This window comes from Mesorhizobium sp. CC13 (assembly GCF_039907765.1).
Classification (GTDB): domain Bacteria; phylum Pseudomonadota; class Alphaproteobacteria; order Rhizobiales; family Rhizobiaceae; genus Aminobacter.
In genome coordinates this window covers 201811-226601 of record NZ_JARDJI010000001.1, presented here as the reverse complement: position 1 = coordinate 226601, position 24791 = coordinate 201811, and the positions used below count along the sequence as shown (strand labels likewise).

The following is a 24791-nucleotide window of genomic DNA, read 5'->3' as shown; positions in this document are numbered from 1 at the left end:
GCCGACGGCCCCGGCTGACCGCCGACGTGGATCAGGCGAAACAGGCCATCGGCTCAGAACAGGACGACCGAGCGGATCGACTTGCCTTCGTGCATCAGCTCGAAGGCCGTGTTGATCTCGTCCAGCGGCATCGTGTGGGTGATGAGATCGTCGATCTTGATCTTGCCCTCCATGTACCAGTCGACGATCTTCGGCACGTCGGTGCGGCCGCGCGCGCCGCCGAAGGCGGTGCCCTTCCATATCCGGCCGGTGACCAGTTGGAACGGCCGGGTGGCGATCTCCTTGCCAGCCTCGGCGACGCCGATGATGATCGATTCCCCCCAGCCGCGATGGCAGCATTCGAGCGCCTGGCGCATCACATCGGTGTTGCCGGTGGCGTCGAACGAATAGTCGGCGCCGCCGTCGGTCAAGTCCTGGATGGCCTGCACCACCTTGTCGTTGCCGATCTCGCGCGGGTTGACGAAGTCGGTCATGCCGAACCTGCGCGCCATCGCGACCTTGGCCGGATTGATGTCGACGCCGATGATCCTGTCGGCGCCAACCATGCGGGCGCCCTGGATGACGTTGAGGCCGATGCCGCCGAGGCCGAAGACCACGACATTGGAGCCGGGCCGCACCTTGGCCGTGTAGATCACGGCACCGATGCCGGTGGTGACGCCGCAGCCGATGTAGCAGATCTTGTCGAAGGGCGCGTCCTCGCGCACCTTGGCGAGCGCGATCTCCGGCAGCACCGTGAAGTTGGAGAAGGTCGAGCAGCCCATGTAGTGGAAGATCTCGCCGCCATCGCAGGAGAAGCGCGAGGTCTTGTCGGGCATCAGCCCCTGGCCCTGGGTGGTGCGGATCGAGGTGCACAGGTTGGAGCGCTGCGACAGGCAGGTTTTGCACTGCCGGCATTCGGGCGTGTAGAGCGGGATGACATGGTCGCCCGGCCGCAAGCCCGTGACGCCAGCACCAACCTCTCGGACGACGCCAGCACCCTCGTGGCCGAGTATTGCCGGGAACTTACCTTCGGAATCGAGGCCCGACAGCGTATAGGCGTCGGTGTGGCAGACACCCGTCGCCATGACCTCGACCAGCACCTCGCCGGCCTTCGGCCCGCCGATCTCGATCGTCTCGATCGTCAGAGGCCGGTTCGCCTCCCAGGCAACCGCTGCACGTGATTTCACTGAAGTACTCCTTCGCGGCGAACCTGGATGCTGTGGCAGGCAGCGATCAACCGCACTTGAGGCCGTCCGCGCTTCGCCGCGTCATCCGATTGGTGAAGCGGATCGATCAGTTCTACTTCCGTACTGCGAACGGCCCTCCGGTCGCGTGACCGGAGGGCCGACTGTTGGGTCAGGAGCCGGATCGCTTGAAGTATGACTTCATGACCATGCCGGCCACTTTCAGGGCGCTGATCTCGTTCGACTGAGGCGCATCTGCCGCCTCTCCGGACAGGCGAGCTTCGACATTCTTGACGAACTGCCCAATCAGCACGTTTGCGGTTTCCGTGACGATGCCGGTGCGCCCGAACTGGGCGATGGGGCCGGCAAGCTGGATATCCGCATCGATGCTGACGAGCGTGGCGGAACCGGCCTCCTTGAGCTGGTAGTCCATGACCAGCCTTGAGCGGCTGCCGCCCTTCTTGTCGATGCCGCGCCCTTCGGCCCGGCCAACGAAGCTGGCCGGGTCCGCGGTTACCTGCGCCTCTCCCTCGAAGGAAGCGCCGAACGGGCCAAGCTTGATGCCGACCCGACCGGCATAGACGCCGTCGCCCTTGTTCTCGGTAAGCTCGGCGCCGGGCATGCAAGCCGCCACGGCGGGAACATCCTGGAACAGCTCCCAGACTGCAGGAAGAGGCCGTGCCACTTCGAAGGATTGACTGATCTTCATGCCTCACTCCCTTGTCATGCGGACCAAATCAAGCCACCGGCTTTGCGTACCAGCCGGCATCCGGGTCGGTCCATCCGTCCGGCCGGCTAATTTTCCCGGCGACCTTGAGATCGTCGAAATATCGGCCGCGGTCGAACATCGGCGGCGTGCCGCGCTCCTTCGCCAGCTTGCTGCGCCGTGCCGCCGTCGCCGCGGCATCGGCCGTCCACTTGCGACCGGACTTCACGAGCTCGACGCCATAGTCGTCCCGTGCCGATTCCGGCGACACCAGCCCGCACTGGACATCTTCGACCACTTTTTCGACCGGACGCTGCAATGGATCGCCCCAGCCGCCGCCACCCGTCGTGACGATGGTGATCGAGGCGCCAACCGGCACGGTGACGGTATCGCACATGCCCGGGTGAACGGTCTCGCTGCCGTCGCCGTCGCTGACCGACACCTGGTAGTTGGCACCAGCCTTGCCGCCGTTGACGCCGTAGCAGCCAAGCAGCGATCGGTCGGCATTCGAGATCAGCCGGCAATCGCCCAGCATCTTGATACGCTTGTCATAGCCGAAGCCGCCGCGATGGTAGCCAGGCCCGCCAGATCCCTGCTTGAGGCCGAGTCTCTCGACCAGGATCGGATAGCGCGTCTCGGAGAATTCAGCCGGCAGGTTCTTCGAGTTGGGAACGATATGGACCACGTCCGAGCCGTCGGCCCAGGGCCGGCCCGGACTACCCCCTCCCAATACTTCGCGGAAGAGGAAGAAGTTGTCTTGCGTGTTGCCACCGGTCACGCCCCAGATGCGGATCGTCTCGTGATCGGCCGGCATCTTGCCGTCGGTCGCCTTGGACAGGCAGGCCGCAAACGAACCGAGTGTACGCAGCATCAGGAAGAAGCGCATGCCTGTCGGCTTTCCGAAGGTCGGCGTGATCAGCGTCCCCTTTTCGGGGAAGATCACGTCGATGACGTCGAGCACGCCCTCGTTGGAATCGATTTCCGCCGCCCGCTCGGGCGAGGAAGCCAGCGAGCGCAGCGTCGGCGCCAGCCATTTGCGGAAGTAGCGGCCCTCCATTTCATCAAGCGACCAGTTGATAGGCCCCTTGGCCTCGGGGTCCGTCCCGGTGAAGTCGAGGATGATCTTCTCGGGCGTCTTGATCATCTTGATGCGCAAGGCATGAAGTCGGTTTTCTTCCACGCCATCCGCCTCGATGTAGTCTTCGAAGTGATACTCGCCGTCTTTGATGCGCGGGAGGATTTCGCGGCGGAAGATTTCCGCGGTGTTCTTCAGGATCTGGTCGAACGCAGCTTCCAGAGTGTCGACACCATACCGCTCCGCGAGCGTGACGATCCGACGGGAACCGAGCTTTGCCGCGCCGATTTCGGCATCGAGATCACCGGCCAGATGTTCCGACAGGCGAGAGTTGCGCACGATGATCTTGAACGCCGCCTCGTTGAGCTTACCGCGCTCATAGAGCTTGATTGGCGGGATCAGCACGCCTTCCATCCAGCTGTCGGTGGCATGGACGGGAAGACTGCCCGGCACGGCGCCGCCGATATCGTCGTGGTGACCGAACACCTGGCTGAAACCGATAAGCCGTTCGCCGTGGAAAATCGGCACTGTCGTGCAGAGGTCGGGCACATGGCCGATACCGCCGCAGGAGTTATATGGGTCGTTCCAGAAGAAGACGTCGCCTGGATGGATGTTGTCAGCACCGAAGTACTCGAACACCGGCTCCACGATAGCTGAGTAGGAGCGACCAGTCAGCTTGCGGCCCTTGGCGTCAAACAGCGCGACACGATAGTCGTGCTGGTCGCGGATCATCGGCGAGCGTGCGGTGCGCTCCACCGCTGCCTCGATCTCTAGTTCCGCAGCGCGGATGGTGCCGTGGATCACCTCGAGCTCGATCGGGCCGAGGGCTGTGCGCTTTGTCTTGTCAAGCATGGGGTGTCCTCCGCTTAGGCGTTCTTGTCCAGGATGAGATTGCCGTATTGGTCGGCGCGGACGCTCCAGCTCGCCGGAACCACGACGGTCGAGCCGTACTCTTCGACGATGGCAGGGCCGGCAATCAGCTGTCCGACGGCAAGCTCGGTTCGGTTGTAGAGAGGGCAGTCCACCCAGCCGGTGGCACGCCAGTAGGCCATCCGGTAGCCGAATGGGCTGGCGGCGTCGCGGGCGATGGTGTCCGGCTTGAGGTTTGGACGGTGTTGCACGCCGACCGCCTGGACCCGGAGATTGACCACCTCGACGTCCTGTTCGCCCTCATAGTGGAAGCCGAACGTCTGGTCGTGAACGCGATGGAAATCCTTGAACAGGTGCGCGATCGCGGCTTCTCCGCCAAGATCGGAAGGAATGTCGACCTGCACCTCATGGCCCTCGCCGAAATAGCGGACGTCGGCGACGCGGCGGATCTCGATCTTGTCCTCGGCGATGCCTTCGGCTGCGATATCGGCGATGCCACCACGCACCAGATCGTCCCAGGCCGCAAGGATTTCGGCAGCATCGGCCGTAGACTGCCGGCGCACCATTGTACGGATGTAGTCACGCCGCACGTCGGAGACATGCAGGCCGAAGGCGCAGAGATTGCCCGGGTTCGGCGGCGACACGATGGTGCGCACGTCGAGGAAGTCGGCCACCTCCGCTGCAAACAGGCCGCCCGCACCACCGAATGCGACCATGGCGTAGGCCCCCGGGTCGCGTCCGCGGGTGGTCGTCACCTGGCGGATGCCGAACACCTGGTTGACGGCTGCGATCTCGAGGGCGCCAGCTGCGACCTCTTCTGCCGACATGCCGAACTCGGCGCCCAGTTTCCGGTATGCCTCACGCGCGGCATCAGCATCGAGCTTGATCGCTCCGCCGATGAGCGCCGCCGGCAATCGCCCGAGGGAAATGGCGGCATCGGTCACGGTCGGCTTGGTGCCGCCCTTGCCGTAGCAGATCGGGCCCGGATCGGCGCCGGCGCTCTTCGGCCCGACCTTCAATTGTCCGTAGGGATCGATCCAGGCGATCGAGCCGCCGCCGGAACCGACGGTGACGATGTCGAGCATCGGCGTCTTGACCGGATAGCTCTCCACCATCGAGGCCGAGGTGTACATCGGAGTGTAGTTCTCGATGATCGCGACGTCGGTCGAGGTCCCGCCGACATCGACGGTGAGAATATCCTTGTAACCCGCCAGATGCGCCATGTGGATCGAGCCAAGGATACCAGCCGCAGGCCCCGAGAGCAGCATCGTCACCGGCTTCTCGCCAGCGGTGGAGTGCTTCACCACGCCGCCGTTGGACTGCATGATCAGGAACGGGATGTCGCCCGACTGAGCGCGGATACGATCGGCGGCACTTTGCAGGTAGGTCTTGCAGTAGGGCTTCACCAGAACGTCGATGAGCGTCGTCATCGCGCGCTCATATTCGCGGTACTCGGGCAGCACCACCGACGAAAGCGAGACGAAGACATCGGGGAAATGCTCCTTGATCAGCGCACCGATGCGCTGCTCGTGAGCGTCGTTGGCATAGGCATGCAGCAGGCAGACGGCAATGCAGCTCACGCCGTCCTCGACCAGTTCGCGCACAGCCTGAAGCGTCTCGGCTTCGTCGAGCGTTTCCAGCTCCTCGCCCGCAAAGGTCATACGGCCGCCGACTTCGCGAACCAGATGGAGCGGCACCAGGCGCGGCGGCTTGACCCAGAAGAAGGAGTTGCCATAGCCGTCTGGAACTGACTGCCTGGCGATTTCGATCATGTGGCGGAAGCCACGCGTCACGACCAGCCCCAGCCCGCCGAACTTGTGCTCCAGAACGGCATTGGTCGCCACGGTCGAACCATGCAGCAGCATCTGCAGGTCTTCGTCCTTGCCGCCTGTTTCCTCGAGGACCCGACGGACGCCGTTCAAAAGACCGACGCTCGGATCAGCGGGCGTCGAGGGCGTTTTCACCGCGGTGATCTGTCCCGTCGCTTCGTCGATTGCAACCACGTCGGTAAAGGTTCCGCCCGTGTCGATGGCAATTCGCAGGCCCATTTTCTCTCCTCCGTATCCACATATTAGATATTGCATTCAAATGTTGCAGAAAGCAGGCTTCAAATCAAGCGGCAATCTCCAAAATATGGATATTATCGCTTCTATTTGGATACTGTTTGAGCCCGCGACGGTGGTTTTTGGCGTGACCGCACACCGTCCGCCTGGAACTATGGGCGCTAGCGGCGTTCCTCACGCAAATATGGCTGTCCGAGCCCGCGCGGCTCGTCGAACCGCCGCTCGGTGCTCTTGTTCAGATTGGCGTAGACCATGACGGCAAGCGTCGCGACGTAGGGCGTCATCAGCATAAAGTATTGCGGCACCTGCAGGCCGACTGCGGCAATGCGCGGGATCAGAGCCTCGATGCCGCCGAACAAGACGGCGCCGGCAAGAGCCCGCCAAGGCTGCCACCGCGAGAAGATCACCAGCGCTACTGCGATCCATCCCCGGCCGCCGGACATGCCCTCCACCCACATCTTGGCAACGCCGACCGAGAGATAGGCCCCTGCCAAGCCAACGATCGCCGCGCCAGCGACGATCGCGCCATAACGGTAGACGGCAACGCTTGTGCCTGCGGCATCGGCTGCTTCGGGAGCATCGCCGACGGCGCGCAGCCGGAGCCCCACCATCGTGCGCGACAGCAGGTACGCCACGCCGAAGAAGATCGGTAGCGTCAGATAGACAAGCATGTCCTGGCGGAACAGGATCGGACCGAGCACCGGAAAGTCGGCCAGAGGCCCGAGCGGGATCCGGTCGAGACCGGCGATCGGCCGATTGGTCCATCCCTGCTGGGTGCCGATCAATCCGGTCAGGCCCTGGGCCAGGAACACCATGACCAGGCCAGCCACTACCTGATTGACCCGCAGCGTCACAGCCATCAGCGCAAACACCAACGACAGTGCAGCCGCCGCCAACGCTCCCGCGGCAAATGCAACCAATGCATGGTCGCCGATCACGATGGAGGCGCCGGCTCCCGCCAGAGCCCCCATGAGCAAATAGCCCTCGGCCCCCAACGAAAGGACGCCGGACTTCTCGGTGACGATCAGGCCGAGTGCGGCGAGCGCGAAAGGCACGGCGAACGCCGGAACATTGGCTGCCCAGTTGACGAGGAATTCGATCATCACGATCCCCTGTGAATGCGACGGATGCGGTAGCGTATGAAGAACTCCGACGCCGCGACGCAGATCACCACCACCGCCTGCACGAGTTGCACGACCGAACCGGGAATCTGGTAGAAGACCTGCAGGCTCTGGCTGGCGATGAACAACGTCGCCACGCACAGCGCCACCAGCACGGCGCCAAGCGGATTGTTGCGCGCGAGGAAGGCGATCAAGATCCCGGAGAAGCCATAGCCAACAAAGAAGCTCTGCGTCATCCGGTACTCGACACCGGCGCTGATGACAAAACCCGCGACGCCCGAGAGTGCGCCAGACAACAGCGCAGCCCCGACGGTGACAGCGACGACCGGCAGGCCCATAGCCGCAGCCATGCGTGGATTGGCCTGGACGACGCGGGTGAAATAGCCGTAGCGACTGACGTTCAGCAGCCACCAGATGGCTGCCGTCAGGACAAGCGCCAATGGCAGCGCGTAGGTCAGGCTCTCCCATCCCACCGTCGCCAGCCGCTCGGTTGCCTCGTACTGCTCCGAGTTCGGAAAACTGCTCTTCGGATCTTTCCATGAGCCATAGAGAAGATGGAGTAAGAGGTTGAACGCCACGTAGTTGAGCAGCAGCGTCGAGATGATCTCGTTGACGCCGTAGCGGAGGCGCAGAAGTGCCGGGATCAACATCCAAGTCATGCCACCCAGGGCCGCAGCGACGAACATCGTGGCAAGCCGCACCGGCGCCGGGCCGACATTGCCGATGGCCACAGCCGTCGCCGCAATCGAACCAAGGATCATCTGCCCTTCGATGCCGATGTTCCAGAAGCGCACCCTGAACGCCACAGCCGCGGCAAGCCCGACGATAAGTAGCGGGGCAGCTTGTGTCAGCACGTCCGACAGGCTGCGCGGGGTGGAAAAGATCGAAAAGATGAATTCATTGGCGAGGTCGGAAAAGCCAACACCGGACGCCACGAGGATCAGCGCGGCAATGAAAAGGCCCGCACCGACACCGCAGGCAAGGGCGACAGCCTGATACCAGGCCGGTGTATGCTGGCGAACCTCGAGGTTGAACCGGCCAAACCCGTGTCGTTTGCGGCGCTGATCGGGTTTGCCGGCAACCGCAAGCGCGGCCGGGACGTTGTGATCGATATCAGTCATGGTGCACCATCGCCATTCCCACCGCCTGCCGGTCGGCTGGCGCGGCAAACTCCCGGACAATCTTTCCGCGACTCATGACCCCGATGCGGTCCGACAAGAGCAGGATTTCGTCGAGATCCTCGCTGATCAGCAGAACGGCCGCGCCGCTGTCGCGCGCATCGCGCAATCTTTGGTGCACTGCCGCCGTCGCACGCACGTCGAGGCCGCGGCTTGGGCTGTGCACGACGACCACCCGCGGCGGTGTCGCAAATTCCCGCGCGATGACCAGCTTCTGGGCGTTTCCTCCCGACAGCAGCGCGGTCTTCTGGCGTGGGCCCCGCACGCCGTTGACTTCGAATGTCGAGACCGCGGCGGTCGTTTCGGCCTGCGCAGCGCGGCTATTGACGCGCGCCCAGCTGCCGAACCGGTGCGAACGAATGCCGTGCACGGCGTAGTTGTCGGTGACCGACAGGTCTCCGGCGAGAGCATATGTCTGGCGGTCGGCGGGTATCGAAACGATGCCGAGTTCGCGGCGACGGCGGGCGCCATCTCCACCGACCTCGCCAACCCCGTCGAATTCGATGCTGCCGGCTACAGGGCGCAGCACACCCATCAAGATTTCGGCCAATTCGGACTGTCCGTTGCCACCGACACCGGCGATGCCGTAGATCTCGCCCCGGCGCAGTTCGAAGCTGGCGGCGGCGAGCGCGCGATGGCCATCGGAGCGGAGGCCGGCAACGCCGGTCAGCTTCAGGATCGGTGCGCCCGGAGCGGCAGCCGGCTTGCGGACCTCCGCCTGGACGTCCCCGACGATCAGCGCCGTCAGGTCGTTGATCGAACGCGACTTCGGATCGACGGAGGCGACGGTGCGGCCGCCGCGCATGACGGTCACCCGATCGGCGAAACGCTGAACCTCCGCCAGCTTGTGGGTCACCAGCACGACGGCAGCACCCTGGCCGGCCAGTTGCCGCATCACACCGAGCAAGGCTTCGGCCTCCTTGTCGGTCAGCACCGCGCTCGGCTCGTCGAGGATGAGGATGCGCGCGCCCTCGACCAGCACCTTGAGGATCTCGACGCGCTGCTGTTCGGCGACCGACAGCGCACCGACGGGGCGCCTTAGATCGACCTCGAAGCCGATCGCTTCACTCTGGTGTCGGATAGATGCCTCGACATCGGCGATGCTCTTGCCGTAACGCCCCTTGCCGCAGGCGAGGAGCACGTTCTCCAACGCATTGAATGCCTTAACCAGCTTGTAGTGCTGATGCACCATGCCGATGCCCAGCCGTTTGGCAGCCATTGGGCCGTCGATCAGTACCTCGCGGCCTTCTATGTTGATACGCCCCTCGTCGGGTTGGTAAAGGCCGGCAGCGACATTCATCAATGATGACTTGCCGGCCCCGTTCTCACCCAGCAGAGCATGTACTTCGCCTGCTGCCACCGTAAACGAAGCAGATGACAATGCATGGAAGCCATCGAAAGACTTCGAAACGCCTGAAAGTTCCATCGCCATCATGATTGCAGCCTCGATACAATTCGTCCGGGAAAGCCCGCGGCGTTAGTCGCCGCGGTGTGTTTTCATTGCTGGCTGACGACGCCAGGCACGTACCAATCCATCGCCCAAAGGTCCGCGTCGCTCAGCACCGCCCCAGCCGGAACACGCTCCTTGCCGTCGCGATCCTTGAGCGGTCCGGCGTAAACCTTCTTCGTGCCGTCGATGATTGCCTGGCGCTCAGACTGGATCTTGGCGACCGCATCTGCCGGCACGCCCGGACCGCAACAGGAAATGTCGGTGCCGCCTTCCTTTATGGAAGCAAAGAACCCATATTCGTTGGGCTTCCAGGTTCCCTTCTCGATGTCGGCGATGATCGGCGTGAGCAGGCGATCCCAAACCCAGGACGACGTACAAAGCATCGCCTTTGGTGTAAGCGCCGACAGATCGAGATGGTGGCCGGTTGCATAGATGCCACGCTCCTGGGCAACCATCTGGGTTGCCGTCGTGGCGCCATGCTGACCAAGCACATCCATGCCTTGATCCGCCAGGGCAACGGCTGCGCTACGCTCCTTGACGACATCGTTCCATGATCCGGTGTAGATCACCGTTACGGTCGCCTTCGGGTTCATCTGCTGCGCGCCCATCGCAAAGGCGTTGATCGCCCAGTTGACCAGGCCGAAAGGATTGGGCGCCACGTAGCCGATCTTACCCGTCTTGGAGGCGGCACCTGCAGCCATGCCGCACAGATACTGGCTCTCGTAGGTGCGACCATAGAAGCTCTCTAGGTTCGGACCGTTGGTCGTGCCGGCGCCATTCACAAACGCAACATCAGGATATTTTTCGGCCAGTTCCTTGAAGGCGTCGGAGTACCCGAATGCCGTGCCGATGATGATGTTCACGCCCTTGCTGATGAGAAGTTCGACGGCCGGGCGAACCGCAGTCGCATTTTCGGGGATGTTCTCGACCAAGGCGATCTTGATCCCCAGGTCCTGCTCCATCTTCTTTCTGGCGTTCTCGAAAGCCTCGGACCACGCCTTGTCGTCCTTTGGCGAGTACATGATCATCGCCACCTTTGGCGGACCGGCTAGCTTGAAGTCGGCTTGCGCCGGCGACGAAATCGCGGCGACCAGTGCCCAAACGGCCACGGCAAGTAGGCTTACAAATGTTCTGCCCATGAGACCCTCCATTTGTCTGGTTGAAACATCCTGACTGCTTGTAATTCTCCGAGACCGGAGGGCGCTCCCTCTTCGCTCGCCTTAAAGACGGTCACTGCTGGCTGATCACACCGTCTACGTACCAGTCCATGCTCCAGAGGTCCGCGTCGCCCAGCACGGCCCCGGTCGCCACACGCTCCTTGCCGTCTCGGTCCTTGAGCGGACCGCCATAGACCTGCAGCTTCCCGTCGACGATCGCCTGGCGAGTGGCCTTGACCTTGTCGGCGACTTCCTTGGGCACGGCCTCGCCGCAACAGGCGACATCGGTGCCGCCCTCCTTGATCGACAGGAAGGCACCGTAGGGGCTCGGCTCCCAGGTGCCGGCTTCTATCTTCTTGATTTCCGGAAGCAGGAAGCGATCCCATACCCAGACGGAAGAACACTGCGTCGCCTTCGGTGCGAACTCCGACAGGTCGCGATGGTGGCCGGTGCTGTAGATGCCCTTTTCCTGCGCCACCAATTGCACCGCCGGGGTATCGACATGCTGGCCGATGACATCGATGCCCTGTTCGGCGAGGGCTTCGGCGGCGGCGCGCTCCTTGACCGGATCGTTCCAGGCGCCGGTGAAGACGACGGTGACCGTCGCTTTCGGATTGACCTGGCGGGCGCCCATTGCGTAGGCGTTGACCGTCCAGTTCACGAGACCGAAGGGATTGGCCGCGACGAAGCCCAGCTTCCCGCTCTTCGAAGCGCCGGCGGCCGCCATGCCGCACAGATACTGGCTCTCATAGGTTCGACCGTAGAAGCTCTCGAGGTTCGGACCGTTGGTCGTTCCCGCCGGATTGAGGAACGCAACTTCGGGATACTTCGCCGCGAGTTCCTTGAACGTGTCGGAATAACCGAAAGCCGAGCCGATGATGACGTTGAAGCCACGCTGGATCAGAAGTTCGACGGCGGGACGGATGGCAGTGGCGTTTTCCGGCACGTTCTCGATCACGGGGATGGAGACGCCCAACTCCTTTTCCATACGCTGGCGCGCCTCGTCCAACGCTTGCGACCAGCCGCCGTCGTTCTTCTTGGTGAAGACGACCAATGCAATTTTCGCAGGGCCGGAAAGCTTGAAGGCAGCATCTGCCATCGAAGTTGCGGCGACCAACGCGACGGCGCCCACGGCAAGCAATTTGCAATATCTTCCAACCATCGGATCCTCCATCAGACCGATTGAACAAAATTGACTTGTTTTCGGATGCGCCGCCCTGCGAGCGCGCGGGGTCTATGATGCCGTGGCCTTCTCGAAGGCGGCCATGCCCTCGCCCCAGCTGGTGCGACGCTCAATTAGTGTCTTGCTGAGCATCAGGCTCCTTGCCTCGTTCATGGCCAATGCACCGACCAGGCGATCGCCGCGACGATACCAGGCTAGGAACCTACGCTCGGCGACCGAGCCCTCGACGATGCGGATTTCATCAGCCTCGGTGATCCCGGCAAACTGGATGCGGACGCCATATTGGTCCGACCAGAAATAATTGCTGCCGTGGAATGGCAGCTGTGCGTCGGCGTTGGCGAGTATGTTGCGCGCGACGTGCCGACCCTGCTCCACTGCGTTGGTCCATTGCTCGCCGCGCATGCGCAAGCCGAACAATTCGTTCGGCCAGGACGCAACGTCGCCGGCTGCGTAGACGCCCCTGGCAGGTGTCGAGAGGGTGGCATCGCAAACCACGCCATTGTCGAGCAGCAGCCCGGATCCGGTCAGCCAATCTACAGTCGGTGCAACGCCGATGCCGACCACCAGGAGATCGCATTCGATCGTCGTCCCGTTGGTGAGACTGACGCGCTCGACGCGCCCGTTACCTTCGACAGCAGCGATCGAAACGCCCCGGAGCAATCTGGTTCCATGGTCGGCGTGAAGTCCGGCGCATGCGAGCCCCATGTCGTCGCCGAGCGCGCGTGCCAGTGGCGCAGGCGAAGCCTCGACGATCGTAACTTCCAACCGGAGCTGGCGGGCACTAGCCGCTACCTCCGAACCTATGAACCCGGCCCCGACCACAACAACGCGGGGCCCGTTCGCCAAAGCATCGCGGATTGCTATGCCATCCTCGATGGTTCTGAGTTCATGAACGCCGGCCAGTTTCGCGACGCTCAATCGTCGCGGCGCGGCGCCCGTGCAAATGATTAGGTCATCAAAATCAACGTACCCACGGGTGGTCTTAAGGCAGTGCTCGCGCAGATCGAGGCTGTCGATCCGATGCTCCAGCAGCAAATCGATGTTCAGCTTTTTGTAATACTCGGCGTCGCGGTAAATGGCGTTGTCGGCGGAAGTGGTTCCGACGAGCAGGCTCTTCGACAATTGCGGCCGGTCATAGGGCGCAACGGCTTCGGCGGCGACGATCCTGATCGAGCCGTCGAAACCCTGGCGACGCAATTCCTCGGCAGCCCGCAAGCCGGCCAAGCCACCGCCGGCGATAGCGACACGCCGGCGGTGGTGGGGAGGATGGCTAACGCTTGCTTGTATCATGGCACAACTTGCCCTTGCGCCCGCCCAGGCACGAAACCATGGGCTGGGCCGCTACTTGTGTCAGCGCCCCCTTGGGGGCCATTCAGTCAGTTGGTAACGACCGAAATCCGAACGATATCGGCCAGCCGTCCTTGGCCTAGTTGGCCAGCTTGTTGGCCAGATCGAGGAGCCATCGGCGATACTCAACCGAGTATTTGTCGACGCCCTTGACGTGCATCTCGACCGTCAGATCTTCCGGCAGTTCCTCGGGCCGCTGCGATTCCACGACCGGCTTGTCCTGGTCGTAGATAAATTTGACAAAGCCTGCGAGTTCCGTGTCCTTCTGCGCCGGATCACCAAAATCGCGCGTAGCGACCGTGAAGTTGCGGATCTTCTTCGCGTTCATGGGCGTGGGATGGAAGATCAGGTTGTAACGATTTCCATCCTGAAACAGGATGTTCAAGACACAGGTCAAGGGCATGAACACGCGCCAATCGACCAAAAACCGGATGTAGGGATCAGCCGGCAGCTCCTTCCCACCCCAGGCTGCCGTGTCGATGGGCACGCGCACCCACGCACCCTCACCTTGCTTGTTCTCGAGCTTGTTTTCGTTGCGCCAGACTTCGTGAGCCGGAACCTCCGGTACTGTGACGTCACCAAGATAACCGTCGTGCAGAATGGCGAAGTGTGAATAGTCGGTGTAGTTCTCGACCCGGCGCGGCGCACTGCAGGCCCAGTCGTCGGTCGGCACCGCAACGTAATGGAATGCAGGGTCATCCCAGAGATGATATTCGGGAAGCGGAAAGTGAGGCTCGTCCTCGAGGCAGACCCAGACCATTCCGTATTTTTCGACGGATTGGTATTTGCGAACGCTGGCACGCAGATGCCCAGCCAGATCGGGCCGCTGAGGGGCGAGCTTCAGATCGCCGCTCGAGTCGAATTGCCAGCCATGGTAGGGGCATTCCAGCCGGCAGTTTCCGTCCTTCGTCTCCTTCACGCTGCCGAGCGACAGGCGCGTGCCGCGATGCGGACAAAGATCGTCGAAGACCGAAACCTCGCCCCGCATGCGTACGAGGACGATATCCTGGTCGCACAAGGTAAAGCCGATCGGCTTTTCGGTCACCTCATGCGAATATGCGACCACGTGCCAGAAATGGCGGAGCGATCGATAGACGAGCGCTTCGCCCTCGACATCAAGTTCGTTCGCACGCGTGCTCCCTACGGGTTTGAGTTTGGTAACAGCCATTTTTGTTCTCCTCTAATTGGCTCTGCCGTCCAGATGACGCCTTGCAGGCGTTCTTGTTCGTCTGCCCACAGGGCGAGCAAATCCGTTGCAGCGTGAGCTGCCAGTCCAGTCCGGTGATGCTTTTTAGTTGTTAGGCCGTGCCGTTAGGCGATTGCTGGTTCGTGCTCCAGGAACTCGATGGCTTCGACGGGGCAACACATTGCCGCGTCCTGGGCTTCCTTTTGTTCGGTATCGCTGAGCTTGCAGCTCTTGATGACGACGAGGCGGCCGGCCTTGTCCAGATCGAACAGGCTTGGCGCAATGGTGATGCACATGCCGGAGCAGATACATTTGTCCATGTCCACATGCACTTTCATCTTGGTCTCCCTGTTGGTCAGTCAGTTGCTGCGCATTCAGTACGCACGCCCATAGGCGGACATCAGTTGCCGGAAACGGCCGCGTGGATCATGCTTGGGGTGATCGGGATGTGCTGGAACGGCGCGGCGCCAAACGGCCGCAGTGCGTCGTCGATGCCCGAGGCGATCACAGCCCCGACCGGGATGCACCCCGCCTCGCCGACACCCTTGACCCCGAGCGGATTGAGCGGCGACGGCGTTTCGAGATGCAGTATCTCCACCTGTGGCACTTCCGTGGCATAGGGCACGAGGAAGTCGACGAAGTTGGCGTTGATCATGTTGCCATCGGTGTCGAATTCAATGCGCTCGTACATCGCGCCACCGATGCCCTGGGCGATACCGCCCATCACCTGCCCCTCCACGATCATCGGATTGATCATGTTGCCGCAATCGTGGATGCAGACGTAGCGTTTGACCTTGACCGAACAGATATCCGGATCGACTTCCAGGATTGCGCCGTGCACGCCATAGGCCCAGGTGGCGGAAGGTGGGCTGTAGTAATCCGTTGCTTCGAGGCCCGGGGCCTGCCCTTCCCCAAGCGCAGGACCATCATGGCGACTCGCGGGGGCGAACTGCGTGGCGGCCTTGGCCGATTCATTGAAGGCATATCGCAGCGGGTTGGTGGCGGTGGCCACCGCGGCAAGCGAGACCTGGCGGTCTGTGCCCTTCACCCAGGCTGCGCCGTCGCGCAACTCGATGTCGTCCGCACTGGCCTCGAGCATGTTGGCCGCGGCCGCGAGCGTCTTGCTGCGGACAATCAGTGCCGACTTGTGGATGGCGTTGCCTGATACCACAGCGGCGCGGCTGGCGAAGGTCGCGACGCCCCAGTCAAAGGCCTTGGTATCACCCTCGACGAGGATGACGTCCTCAACCTTCACGCCGAGCTGGTCCGACACGATCTGCGCGAACACAGTATCGTGGCCCTGCCCTTGTGACGTGAGGCCTGTGTTGACGTAGACCTTGCCCGTGATCGGGTGGATCTTTATGTGGCCGCCTTCATAGGGGCCCAAGCCGGTACCTTCCACGTAGAAAGCCATACCGAGCCCGAGATGCTTTCCTGCCTTGCGCGCCAACTCCTGCAAGGCAGGGAAACTGGCGACGTCGAGCTTGTCATGAAGCATCTCCAGCGCCTTGTGATACTGGCCGCTGTCGAGACTGACCGGAAGGCCGTCGGCGAACAGCAATCCCTCGCGCAGCTTGGGGAACTCGTCCTCGCCGATCAGGTTGCGGCGCCGGATCTCGAAGCGGTCAAGCCCGAGGTCGTCCGCAAGCTGGTCCATCGCCCGTTCGATGGCGAAGCAGGCGTGCGGGCGGCCGCAGCCGCGATAGGGTGTGACAGGCACGGTCGGGGTGTACACCGCCTTGAACTCGACCCAGATGTTGGGGATGCGGTACGGACCGGCGATGGAGGTCGACGCGACCTGTGCCACCGCGATGCCATAAGGAATGAACGCGCCGGTGTCGTGCAAGAAGCTGTCGCGCAGGGCCACCACCTCGCCGGTCTTCTTGGCATAGAGTTCGATCGTGTGGATCTGCGTGCGTTCCTGGGTGGAACCAACAAAGTTCTCGCGTCGGTCCTCGATGTATTTCACCGGACGCCCGAGCTGCATGGCGGCAAAGGGTACTAGCAACTCGTCTGGATAGAAGAGAAGGACCTTCTGACCGAAGCCGCCGCCGACATTGGGAGCGATCACGCGCACCTTGTCCTCGTCGAGCTTCAGGATCGAAGCGAGCCCTCCGCGCACCGAAATCGGTGCTTGCGTGCCGTCCCACACGGTCAGCTCACCGGTCACCCGGTCGAAAATCGCGGCGACAGCACGGCATTCCATGGCCGCGGCAGTGGAGCGGTCGACCTGGACCCTCACCCTGGTGACGTGCTCGGCCCCGGCAATCGCCTGGTCCGGCTTGCCCGACACCTGCACCAGATGGGCAGCGATGTTGTTCGGGTGCGTCGCATGGACCAGCGGCGCTCCGTCCAGGATCGCCCTTTCGAGATCGATCTCGACTTCCAGCGGATCATAATCGACGTCGACCAGGCTCGCCGCGTCCTCCGCGGTATAGCGGTCGACGGCCACGACCATGGCAACGGTCTGCCCCACATAATAGACGTCATCGCGGGCCAGAGGCCGCTGCGTACGCGCGTCCTTCATGGAAGGATGGGGGATCAGCAGCGGCATTTCCAGGTCGAGATCGCCGGTGTTGTCGCAAGTGTAGACCGCCGCGACGCCCGGATGCGCCAAGGCCATCGACACGTCGATCGAATTGATCCGTGCTCGCGCAAATGGGCTGCGCACGAAGGCGACATGCAGCGCGTTCGCCAGCGGAATGTCATCCACGAACGACCCTTCGCCACGCAGCAGTTGCGGGTCGATGTTGCGCTGGACGCGGGAACCGAAAGCTCGGGTGGACATGGTTCCGCTCCTTATCGCGAGGCCAGCGCATCCGCCGCCTGGCGTACGGCAGCGACGATGTTCTGGTAGCCGGTGCAGCGGCAGAGATTGCCCGAAAGCATATCGCGGATGCCCTCTTCGGAGAGGTCCATCGGCGTGTCGGATTCGAGATTGCTCAGGATGTTCATGATCATTCCCGGCGTGCAGTAGCCGCATTGCAGCGCGTGGCAGTCGCGGAATGCCTCCTGCAGCGGATGCAGGCTGCCATCTTCGGCGGCAACCGACTCGATGGTGCGCACCTCGGCACCCGATGCCTGCACCGCGAAGGTCAGGCAGGAGCGCGCGGCGACGCCGTCGATGATGACCGTGCAGGCGCCGCACACGCCATGCTCGCAGCCGACATGGGTGCCGGTCAGGCCGAGCTCGTGGCGCAGGAAGTCTGAGAGCAGCATACGCACGCTCACCTCCGCCGATACGGCCTCGCCATTGACAGTCAGGGCGACGGCTGCCTTGGGATCGATGGAAGTGGCCGCCAGCCTCGGCCTGATCGTTCCGCGGTTCATCTGCATATCCTTCATTTCGTCCTGGAAGCGGCCTTCTCGACCGCGCGCCGAACCAGCGTCGCCAGCAGATGGCGGCGGTAGTCGGTCGTTGCGTGCATGTCGTCGGGTGCGGTGACCGCCTCCTTGGCAGCCTCGCTTGCGGCCTTCAGGGCATCAGATCCCAGGCCACCCTTGGTGAGTATCTCTTCCGACTGCTTCAGCCGTACCGGCCGCGAGGAGATGCCGCAGGCAGCAAGCGAGACGCGGCCGGCGGTCTTGTCCACGATCGCGGCAACTGCGGCGATCGCATAGTCGCCATGGCGGCGGGTGAATTCCTCGAAAGCCCAGCCGGCGCCGTCGGGCAGCACGGAGAAACGCGCCTCGGTGATGATCTCGTCGGGCTCGCGCGTCGTGGTCATGTGGAACTGGAAGAAGTCCTCGGCCGCGATCTCGCGGCGGCCGCGCGGGCCTTCGGCAACGACACTGCCGTCGGTTGCGAGCAGCACCATCGGCATCTCGGCGGCGGCGTCGGCATGGCACAGGCTGCCGACCACCGTCCCGCGGTTGCGGATCGGCACATGCGCGACATGTGCCATCGCTGCGCGGATCAGCGGATTGGCGCGAAAGGCCGCATCGCTCAGTTCGAGCTGCCGATGGCGCGTCATCGCCTTCACGACGATCGTTCCATCTTGAACCGAGATGCCCTTGAGGCCTTCGACATGCTGAATGTCGACAAGGCGGCTTGGACTGGCGAGCCGCATGTTCAGCGCCGGGATCAGGCTTTGACCGCCGGCAAGCACCATCGCACCGGGATCGCCAGCCAGCAAGGCAATCGCGTCCTTCAGCGAACGAGGCGCGCGATACTCGAACAGCGGTGGCTTCATGCTACCTCCCGTATGTGTTTGCGCCATGCCCTGGACGGTGAACATCCAATGGCCGGCACCGTGTTTTGGCGACCCCTCGTCGCCTCCTGACTGTGCCGACTGCTCATTTCCTGAGCTTCTTGTCTATCCACAATCTGGATATTGCATCCTAAATAGCGATAGTCCGCGATGTCAACAGCAATTGCGACAGGCCGTCATCGCAATTGCATTTTCCTTGAATTGTCAGGGTCTGGCCGTGTTTCCCACACGGTTCACGAGCAGGACGCCTGTCACGATCAATGCCAGTGCCAGCCATATCCAGAGAGACAGGCTTTCACCGAACAACAGCACTCCAAAGCCGACGCCGACGGCAGTGTTCACGTAGCTCATCTGGCTGACATAGACCGGCCCGCCGACCTGTTGCAGGCGGAAGAAGAGGCCATATCCGACCCCCGTGGCGACGCATTGGATGGCTATGAGACACCATCCACATGCTGGGCGGTACATCCGTGACCATCCGAGCGCAAGAGTGGCGAAGGCAGCCATCAATCCAGGACATTTGACGGAGGCAGCTACGTCCGCTTGGAGGCCTCGACTATGATCCGCGGGGAGAAGTGGCCACGGCCCTTTGGAGCTCGACAAATCGACATCCCAGGTAGCGGGATCGATGGATGCTCGACAGCCTTCGAGACAGTCAAACTCCCAAACTTCGTACTCGACACTGAGCAATAAAGTCATAAACCCAGCCATCGAGCAAGCAGCGCCTCGCCATCGTGACCGATGGGAGACGCCGCCCGTTGCCGAGCCGGAAGAGCGGGTTCTGGCAAAACTAGAACTTCTTGGTAACGAATACCGAGAAAGCATTGTCATCGACGTCCTTGACGCCGTACTTGTTGTTGAAGTGGACATACCGCAGACCCGCTTCGAGCGAGTTTTCCTTGCCGCCAAGAGCGCTGCCAATGTCCCAACGAACTTCAGGCTGGAAGTATATCTGGCGCTCCACCCCGGCCCCTTGCGGCCCGATCCAGTCGATTACACCACCAGTCGAAAATTTCTGAGCGCCAACTTTGAACGGAATATCCCATATCAGCGTCGCCTGGTAGGTCGTATCGAGAGCGCGACCATACGGGTCTATTTGATTGTCATATGCGTAGACACCGAATGTAAGAAGACTAAATCCAGGCACTTTGAAGCTGGCCCGGACACCGTACAAACTTACAAGGAAATCCGCACCCGCGTTGATGCCTACTCCTGGGCCAATGTCCGCAAGGAACGACCCATCATCAATGGGCACGCCTAACGATTTCAAACCCATGTGGCCATATAGCTCGCCGTAGAACCCGACTCGTGAAGACGCCCCATCCCACTTGTGATCTCCGTAGATGTCGACAAAATAAAATAGGTCTCCATAGTCATATGCGCTGAAATGCTGAAGCTCGACCATTGTTCTGGTCGTATCATCCATCCCATTTCCACCAAAATGATAGCCACTTCCGAAATGGAGCTGAATTTGATTCGCTGAAAATGTTTGCGCCGATGCCATATCAGAAAAAGTAACATAAATAGTTGAAAAAAATAATAATACCAATATTATATTCTTTATGACATTTTGTTTCACCTTGATAAATTCTTGTGTTATTTTATTCATATTACCATTCCCCTATTTTTTTAATTTTAAAATTAAGCTGAAATACCGAATGCAGACGCAGCGTCTACCACTAGAAAATTCACACCTGGCAAAACGCCATCGTGCCGGCAATCAGCCAGCAAAGCAGGTACATCTTCTCAGTTTGATGCATTTATATAAGCATTGTATCCAGAATCTGGATACAACATCCTAATTATCGATACTCCGCAATGTCAACTGCAATTGCGACGGACCGTCATTGCATCCTTGAATTGTCAGGATCGGACCGCGTCTCCCACACGGTTCACAAGCAGGACGCCGATCACGATCAATGCGAGCGCCAGCCATATCCAGAGCGACAGGCTTTCGGCGAAGAGCATCACGCCGAAACCGACACCGACCGCGGTGTTCACGTAGCTCATCTGACTGACATAGACCGGCCCGCCGACCTGCTGGAGACGGAAGAAGAGGCCGTATCCAACGCCCGTGGCGACGCATTGCATGGCAATGAGATGCCAGCCATTTGCGAGAGCGGCGGCAAAGCCAGGCATTGCCCCTGTCACAATGAAAAGGGACAGGGTCACGGCAATGCCAAGGGCCGCAGCGGCTAGGGTCCATGCCGCGAGTGGCAGCGGGTGCTTGCCCTTCGGCCAGTGGGTTGTGCGGTAGACATTGCCTGCAGCCAGCACCACCGGAGTGATCAGGGCCGCCAAGTACCAATAGAACGGCGCATGAGCGCCACCGCCACCATTACGGGCGAAAAGGATCACCAGCGTACCAATCATGCCGATGCCGAGACCAACTAGGCGCGGCACGTTCGGCTTTTCCAGCGCCAATGCGTAGACGATGGCGAGCGTGGCAATCGGCGCCAGGGATTGGATTATCGCCGGAATTCCTGCCCCAAGATGCGGCATCACCGTCACGACGGCGGTCCAGGGAATGGCAAAGGTCAGCAGTCCGGCAATCGCCGCGTAGCGGAGAATGGCCCGGTCCGGCCGCAACGAATGGCCCGCGAGTCGGGCAATTGCCGTCAGCACGACGCCGGCACCGGCAGCGGTCGCGCCGACATAGACGAGCGAAGGTATTCCCGCGGCCACTGCGATCTTGCCCAAGGGAAAGATCGAGCCGATACAGATGCCCGCGCCAAACAACAGCAGGACCGGTTCCAGTCGCGCCCTGTGCGTCATGCATGCTCCCTCGGATCGATCGGACGGGTGAGCGATTGTCCGAGTACGCCCTCGCACCAGGCAGCTGTCCTGAGCAATTCGGCCTCGCCATGCGGTTTGCCCACGAGTTGCAGGCCGACTGGAAGCCCGGTGGACGTCCGGCCGCAGGGAATCGAGATCGCGGGACAGCCGCAGACGGTGATGGCGTAGCCCAACACCAGCCAGTCGAGATAGGTCGCCAGCCTCTGGCCGTCTATGTGCTCGACATAGCGTTGCTCCACCGGGAACGGCTCGACCGGCGCCGTAGGCGTGATCAGCACGCCGTGCCGGTCGAGAAACTCAAGCATGGCAAGCCGCACGCGAGCCCTGTCGGCCTCCGCGCCGGCAAGTTCCAGTGCCGTGAGCTTCAGCCCCTGCTCGATGTTCCAGATCACCTCGGGCTTCAACTTGTCGCGATGCTGCTCCAGCACGCCACGGCGCAGGGCAGCGAACTGGAAAGCACGCAAGGTGCGGAAGGCCGGGTCGCTGGCGGCGAGGTCCGGACAGGCTTCGTCGGCCCGCAGTCCTGAAGCCACCAGCGTGTCCAGCGCCTGACCGACGGTCCCCTGCACGGCACGATCCACTGCGGCCATGCCGATCGTCATGCTGAATGCAGCGCGTGCGGGTGCGCGCGGCGCTTGTGCCGCCGCCAGGAATGACGCGGGGCTACACGGCCGTGACAGCGGATCGCGTGGATCGAAGCGGGCCATCCCGTCCAGCGCCAAGGCAACATCGTCGACATTGCGGGCCAGAGGCCCCATCACCGACAACACTTGACCGGGTAACGCACTCGGGCCTTGCGGCACCACGCCGGGCGTTGGCCGCAACCCCACCACATTGCAGAAGGCGGCCGGATACCGCAGCGAACACGCGAAATCCGATCCCTGCGCGAGGAAGGCCATGCCCGTCGCAACGGCGACCGCGGCGCCTCCGGAAGAGCCACCGGCGGATCGCGACAGATTCCATGGGTTCAGCGTTCGGCCGAAAACCTCGTTGAAGGTGTTGGCGCCAGCTTCGAATTCCGGCGTATTCGATTTGGCAAAGATGACGCCGCCTTCGGCTTCTATTGCTTCGACGACATAATCCGATGTCTCCGGAACGTGATCAGCATAGGCGAGCGACCCCCACGTGGTACGCACGCCCGAAACAGCAGCCGAGTCCTTGATTGGCCAAGGCAGACCGGCAAGACGTCCCCGATCGGCGACGGCTGCCTCCTCAAGCTGACCGGCGAATCGTTCTGCCCGGTCAAAGCACAGCGTTGGCAACGCGTTGACTAGAGGATCGACCGCTTCCACGCGCTGACGTATGCTGGCAAGCAGTTCACGGGGCGAAATCTCGCCGCTCTTCAACCGCTCAACAGCCGCCACCGCGCTCCACGTCCAGGGCGTGTCGGTCATAGCCAAACCTCACTATGGCATGCCTTCAAATATTCAATATTGCATCCATTGAGTGGACAGACTTTATTGCTTATGTATGTAGATAACTTCAACTTAAAGCGGCCTTCCAAGTGAGAAATCCCCCTCGCAATTCGCCTGATGTGAAGCCAACGAAGAAGTTGGCAAAGAAAAATGACATCAAGAACGGGGAGGACGACGGCGCCGAAGATCCGCTGCGTGGCATGGCGCGCTCCTTCGCCGTTCTTGACTTCCTTGCTACCTCGCCGGGCCGCGTCGTCGATGTGACCCGCAGCCTCAACCTGCCGTGGGCGACCGTGCACCGCACGATCATCCAGTTGGAGAAGGCCCAGTTTCTCCGCCGCGATCCCGAGACCAACCGCTATGAGATCGGACCCAGGCTTTGGCATATCGGCTCTGCCTATCTCGCCAACCACCGCATCCTGCGGGTTGCGATGCCCTATCTTGCGCGTCTCGAGGGCGAGGAAGGTATTGCCATGCAGGTCGCCGAGCGCATCGGCTGGCACTCGGTAGCGATCTATTCGCACCAGCGCGTCGACGAGGACATCACCAAGGCCCATTACGGCTACCATTTCCCGCTGCATTGCGGCTCCAAGGGCCAGGTGCTCCTGGCAAACGAGGAACCGGAATTCATTGAGGAGTACCTGCTGCGCGACCTCGAGCGCCTGACGCCAGACACGATTACCGACGTGGCCCGGCTGAGGACGACGCTGGAACAGATTCGCCACGATGGCCTGTCGCTGACCATAGGCGACGTGCAGCCCTTTACAGGCTCGATTGCCGCGCCGATCCGCGACGCCAGTGGCCGCACCATCGCTTGCATCTCCTTTGTCTTCAGGAAGACCCTCGCCAAAAACAGCAATCGTCTCGACGATCTCAAAGACAAGCTGTTGCAAGCCACCCATTCGATCAGCATCGACCTTGGCTGGCATCCTGGCCAGGGATGACGACGAGACTGGCCGGCCAGATGCCGGCAAAAGGATAGGCCGAGCAACTGATCCGTTACGGCTCTTTGCGCGGCCTCATTCACCGCCGGACCTCTATCTACGTTCTTCGTAAGAGGCCTGCAGCTTGGTAAAGGTTTCAGCCAGCGCATCAACGACAGTGTCGATGAACACCTTGCCAGCTTCGGCCGATGCCAGGGTTGGATCGCCAAAGATCGCCGCATGTCCCGCCTCGGGCCGTGGCCGGCGCGAATAGGTTCGCGTCGGGTTGGTCGGCGCGACCAAATCCCATCCCACCGGGCCGTAATAGGCACCGGCCAGCCGCTCCATCTTGACCACGTTGGGCCGCGTAGCGAGTTGGAACGAGGCTTCGAACTCGCAGCCATGGCCCATGCCGCCCGGGACTGACTTGCGCAACGCGTTGATCTTCGCCGCTGCAGGCTCCCAATAGCTGACTGCCGAAACCTTGACGTTGTGGCTGGCATCCAGTTCATCGACCAGATGACGGGCGACCGCGTCGTTGGCCGTGCCATTCGGGCGATTGCCATTCAGTATGATCAGGTGATCGAAGCCCTGGCGAATAAGTGCTGCCCCAACTTCGAACAGCATCGCCTGGTATGTTGGGATCGACAGCGAGATAGTGCCTGGAAAGAACTCGAAGGTTTTGGAAATCCCATAGGCGACCGGCGGCGCGACCAGGGCGTCGATGCGCTCGGCCAGAAGCCCCGCAATATGATCCGCCTGGTGGGTATCCGTATCGGTGGGCATGTGAGGCCCATGCGCCTCTGTGGCGCCGGTGGGGAGGATAACCGCCTTCTTGGCAGCGATCGCCTCCCCGACCTCCATCTGCGTCATGAATGACATACGGCGTTCCATAGCGACTTCCTCCAGCTTGGACTTGCATCGATCCGACAATCGCGTAATATTCA

21 protein-coding genes are annotated in these 24791 nt (G+C 61.8%); 1 reads left to right on the top strand and 20 read right to left on the bottom strand.

The genetic code is table 11. The annotated features are described in order from the left end of the window. Window positions 1-53 precede the first annotated feature (53 nt). The 19 genes from PV773_RS01095 to PV773_RS01005 form a co-directional block, all read right to left on the bottom strand. Window positions 54-1166, bottom strand: a complete 1113-nt coding sequence (locus PV773_RS01095; RefSeq protein ID WP_347964555.1) for an S-(hydroxymethyl)glutathione dehydrogenase/class III alcohol dehydrogenase — start codon at window positions 1164-1166, stop codon at window positions 54-56. Window positions 1167-1335: 169 nt separating this feature from the next. Further along, complete coding sequence (locus PV773_RS01090) at window positions 1336-1872, bottom strand: SRPBCC family protein (protein ID WP_347964554.1); 537 nt, start codon at window positions 1870-1872, stop codon at window positions 1336-1338. Window positions 1873-1900: 28 nt separating this feature from the next. After that, window positions 1901-3796, bottom strand: a complete 1896-nt coding sequence (locus tag PV773_RS01085) for a hydantoinase B/oxoprolinase family protein (protein ID WP_347964553.1) — start codon at window positions 3794-3796, stop codon at window positions 1901-1903. A gap of 14 nt (window positions 3797-3810) precedes the next feature. Continuing rightward, window positions 3811-5862 (bottom strand): hydantoinase/oxoprolinase family protein, encoded by a 2052-nt coding sequence (locus tag PV773_RS01080; RefSeq protein WP_347964552.1) that lies wholly within the window; start codon window positions 5860-5862, stop codon window positions 3811-3813. Window positions 5863-6038: 176 nt separating this feature from the next. Then, a complete protein-coding gene (locus PV773_RS01075; protein WP_347964551.1) occupies window positions 6039-6980 on the bottom strand; it encodes an ABC transporter permease in 942 nt (313 codons plus the stop codon). Beyond that, window positions 6980-8119 (bottom strand): ABC transporter permease, encoded by a 1140-nt coding sequence (locus PV773_RS01070; protein WP_347964550.1) that lies wholly within the window; start codon window positions 8117-8119, stop codon window positions 6980-6982. Before PV773_RS01070 ends, PV773_RS01075 begins: the two co-directional genes overlap by 1 nt. Next, on the bottom strand, window positions 8112-9611 hold the full coding sequence (locus PV773_RS01065) for an ABC transporter ATP-binding protein (protein WP_347964549.1): 1500 nt from the start codon (window positions 9609-9611) through the stop codon (window positions 8112-8114). Before PV773_RS01065 ends, PV773_RS01070 begins: the two co-directional genes overlap by 8 nt. Before the next feature lie 62 nt (window positions 9612-9673). After that, window positions 9674-10765, bottom strand: coding sequence for a BMP family ABC transporter substrate-binding protein (locus PV773_RS01060; protein ID WP_347964548.1), 1092 nt, complete (start codon window positions 10763-10765; stop codon window positions 9674-9676). A 91-nt stretch (window positions 10766-10856) separates the two neighbouring features. Continuing rightward, window positions 10857-11945 carry a BMP family ABC transporter substrate-binding protein gene (locus PV773_RS01055; RefSeq protein WP_347964547.1) on the bottom strand — a complete coding sequence of 363 codons (1089 nt, stop codon included), beginning with the start codon at window positions 11943-11945 and terminating at the stop codon, window positions 10857-10859. A gap of 72 nt (window positions 11946-12017) precedes the next feature. After that, a complete protein-coding gene (locus PV773_RS01050; protein WP_347964546.1) occupies window positions 12018-13256 on the bottom strand; it encodes an FAD/NAD(P)-binding oxidoreductase in 1239 nt (412 codons plus the stop codon). Between the two features lie 136 nt (window positions 13257-13392). Next, a complete protein-coding gene (locus tag PV773_RS01045; protein WP_347964545.1) occupies window positions 13393-14481 on the bottom strand; it encodes an aromatic ring-hydroxylating dioxygenase subunit alpha in 1089 nt (362 codons plus the stop codon). A 143-nt stretch (window positions 14482-14624) separates the two neighbouring features. Continuing rightward, window positions 14625-14837: a ferredoxin gene (locus PV773_RS01040; RefSeq protein WP_347964544.1), complete on the bottom strand. Its 213-nt coding sequence runs from the start codon at window positions 14835-14837 to the stop codon at window positions 14625-14627. A 62-nt stretch (window positions 14838-14899) separates the two neighbouring features. Next, the gene (gene cutA / locus PV773_RS01035) at window positions 14900-17287 is read right to left on the bottom strand and encodes an aerobic carbon-monoxide dehydrogenase large subunit (protein ID WP_347964543.1); all 2388 of its coding nucleotides are present in this window, start codon (window positions 17285-17287) and stop codon (window positions 14900-14902) included. A gap of 11 nt (window positions 17288-17298) precedes the next feature. Continuing rightward, on the bottom strand, window positions 17299-17829 hold the full coding sequence (locus PV773_RS01030; RefSeq protein WP_347964542.1) for a (2Fe-2S)-binding protein: 531 nt from the start codon (window positions 17827-17829) through the stop codon (window positions 17299-17301). An 11-nt stretch (window positions 17830-17840) separates the two neighbouring features. Then, window positions 17841-18692 carry an FAD binding domain-containing protein gene (locus tag PV773_RS01025; RefSeq protein WP_347964541.1) on the bottom strand — a complete coding sequence of 284 codons (852 nt, stop codon included), beginning with the start codon at window positions 18690-18692 and terminating at the stop codon, window positions 17841-17843. A gap of 222 nt (window positions 18693-18914) precedes the next feature. Beyond that, the gene (locus PV773_RS01020; protein WP_347964540.1) at window positions 18915-19217 is read right to left on the bottom strand and encodes an EamA family transporter; all 303 of its coding nucleotides are present in this window, start codon (window positions 19215-19217) and stop codon (window positions 18915-18917) included. Window positions 19218-19500: 283 nt separating this feature from the next. Then, window positions 19501-20319 carry a hypothetical protein gene (locus PV773_RS01015; RefSeq protein WP_347964539.1) on the bottom strand — a complete coding sequence of 273 codons (819 nt, stop codon included), beginning with the start codon at window positions 20317-20319 and terminating at the stop codon, window positions 19501-19503. Window positions 20320-20573: 254 nt separating this feature from the next. Then, window positions 20574-21485, bottom strand: a complete 912-nt coding sequence (locus tag PV773_RS01010; RefSeq protein ID WP_347964538.1) for a DMT family transporter — start codon at window positions 21483-21485, stop codon at window positions 20574-20576. Then, a complete protein-coding gene (locus PV773_RS01005) occupies window positions 21482-22900 on the bottom strand; it encodes an amidase family protein (protein ID WP_347964537.1) in 1419 nt (472 codons plus the stop codon). Before PV773_RS01005 ends, PV773_RS01010 begins: the two co-directional genes overlap by 4 nt. 140 nt (window positions 22901-23040) lie before the next feature. On the opposite strand from PV773_RS01005, the gene PV773_RS01000 reads away from it, so the two are divergent. Next, entirely contained in the window at window positions 23041-23865 is an 825-nt protein-coding gene (locus PV773_RS01000) for an IclR family transcriptional regulator (protein ID WP_347964536.1), read from the top strand. Between the two features lie 93 nt (window positions 23866-23958). Here the strand turns inward: PV773_RS01000 and PV773_RS00995 are convergent, their stop codons facing one another. After that, window positions 23959-24738 carry a creatininase family protein gene (locus PV773_RS00995; protein WP_347964535.1) on the bottom strand — a complete coding sequence of 260 codons (780 nt, stop codon included), beginning with the start codon at window positions 24736-24738 and terminating at the stop codon, window positions 23959-23961. Between the last annotated feature and the right edge of the window lie 53 nt (window positions 24739-24791).

Excerpts from the sequence above, each read along its gene's own strand:
- PV773_RS01020 (WP_347964540.1), bottom strand. The coding sequence starts at position 19,217 with ATGGCTGCCTTCGCCACTCTTGCGCTCGGATGGTCACGGATGTACCGC.
- PV773_RS01080 (WP_347964552.1), bottom strand. The coding sequence starts at position 5,862 with ATGGGCCTGCGAATTGCCATCGACACGGGCGGAACCTTTACCGACGTG.
- PV773_RS01010 (WP_347964538.1), bottom strand. The coding sequence starts at position 21,485 with ATGACGCACAGGGCGCGACTGGAACCGGTCCTGCTGTTGTTTGGCGCG.
- PV773_RS01030 (WP_347964542.1), bottom strand. The coding sequence starts at position 17,829 with ATGAACCGCGGAACGATCAGGCCGAGGCTGGCGGCCACTTCCATCGAT.
- PV773_RS01090 (WP_347964554.1), bottom strand. The coding sequence starts at position 1,872 with ATGAAGATCAGTCAATCCTTCGAAGTGGCACGGCCTCTTCCTGCAGTC.
- cutA (WP_347964543.1), bottom strand. The coding sequence starts at position 17,287 with ATGTCCACCCGAGCTTTCGGTTCCCGCGTCCAGCGCAACATCGACCCG.
- PV773_RS01005 (WP_347964537.1), bottom strand. The coding sequence starts at position 22,900 with ATGACCGACACGCCCTGGACGTGGAGCGCGGTGGCGGCTGTTGAGCGG.
- PV773_RS01065 (WP_347964549.1), bottom strand. The coding sequence starts at position 9,611 with ATGATGGCGATGGAACTTTCAGGCGTTTCGAAGTCTTTCGATGGCTTC.
- PV773_RS01075 (WP_347964551.1), bottom strand. The coding sequence starts at position 6,980 with ATGATCGAATTCCTCGTCAACTGGGCAGCCAATGTTCCGGCGTTCGCC.
- PV773_RS01060 (WP_347964548.1), bottom strand. The coding sequence starts at position 10,765 with ATGGGCAGAACATTTGTAAGCCTACTTGCCGTGGCCGTTTGGGCACTG.
- PV773_RS01045 (WP_347964545.1), bottom strand. The coding sequence starts at position 14,481 with ATGGCTGTTACCAAACTCAAACCCGTAGGGAGCACGCGTGCGAACGAA.
- PV773_RS01040 (WP_347964544.1), bottom strand. The coding sequence starts at position 14,837 with ATGAAAGTGCATGTGGACATGGACAAATGTATCTGCTCCGGCATGTGC.
- PV773_RS01050 (WP_347964546.1), bottom strand. The coding sequence starts at position 13,256 with ATGATACAAGCAAGCGTTAGCCATCCTCCCCACCACCGCCGGCGTGTC.
- PV773_RS01085 (WP_347964553.1), bottom strand. The coding sequence starts at position 3,796 with ATGCTTGACAAGACAAAGCGCACAGCCCTCGGCCCGATCGAGCTCGAG.
- PV773_RS00995 (WP_347964535.1), bottom strand. The coding sequence starts at position 24,738 with ATGGAACGCCGTATGTCATTCATGACGCAGATGGAGGTCGGGGAGGCG.
- PV773_RS01025 (WP_347964541.1), bottom strand. The coding sequence starts at position 18,692 with ATGAAGCCACCGCTGTTCGAGTATCGCGCGCCTCGTTCGCTGAAGGAC.
- PV773_RS01015 (WP_347964539.1), bottom strand. The coding sequence starts at position 20,319 with ATGAATAAAATAACACAAGAATTTATCAAGGTGAAACAAAATGTCATA.
- PV773_RS01055 (WP_347964547.1), bottom strand. The coding sequence starts at position 11,945 with ATGGTTGGAAGATATTGCAAATTGCTTGCCGTGGGCGCCGTCGCGTTG.
- PV773_RS01070 (WP_347964550.1), bottom strand. The coding sequence starts at position 8,119 with ATGACTGATATCGATCACAACGTCCCGGCCGCGCTTGCGGTTGCCGGC.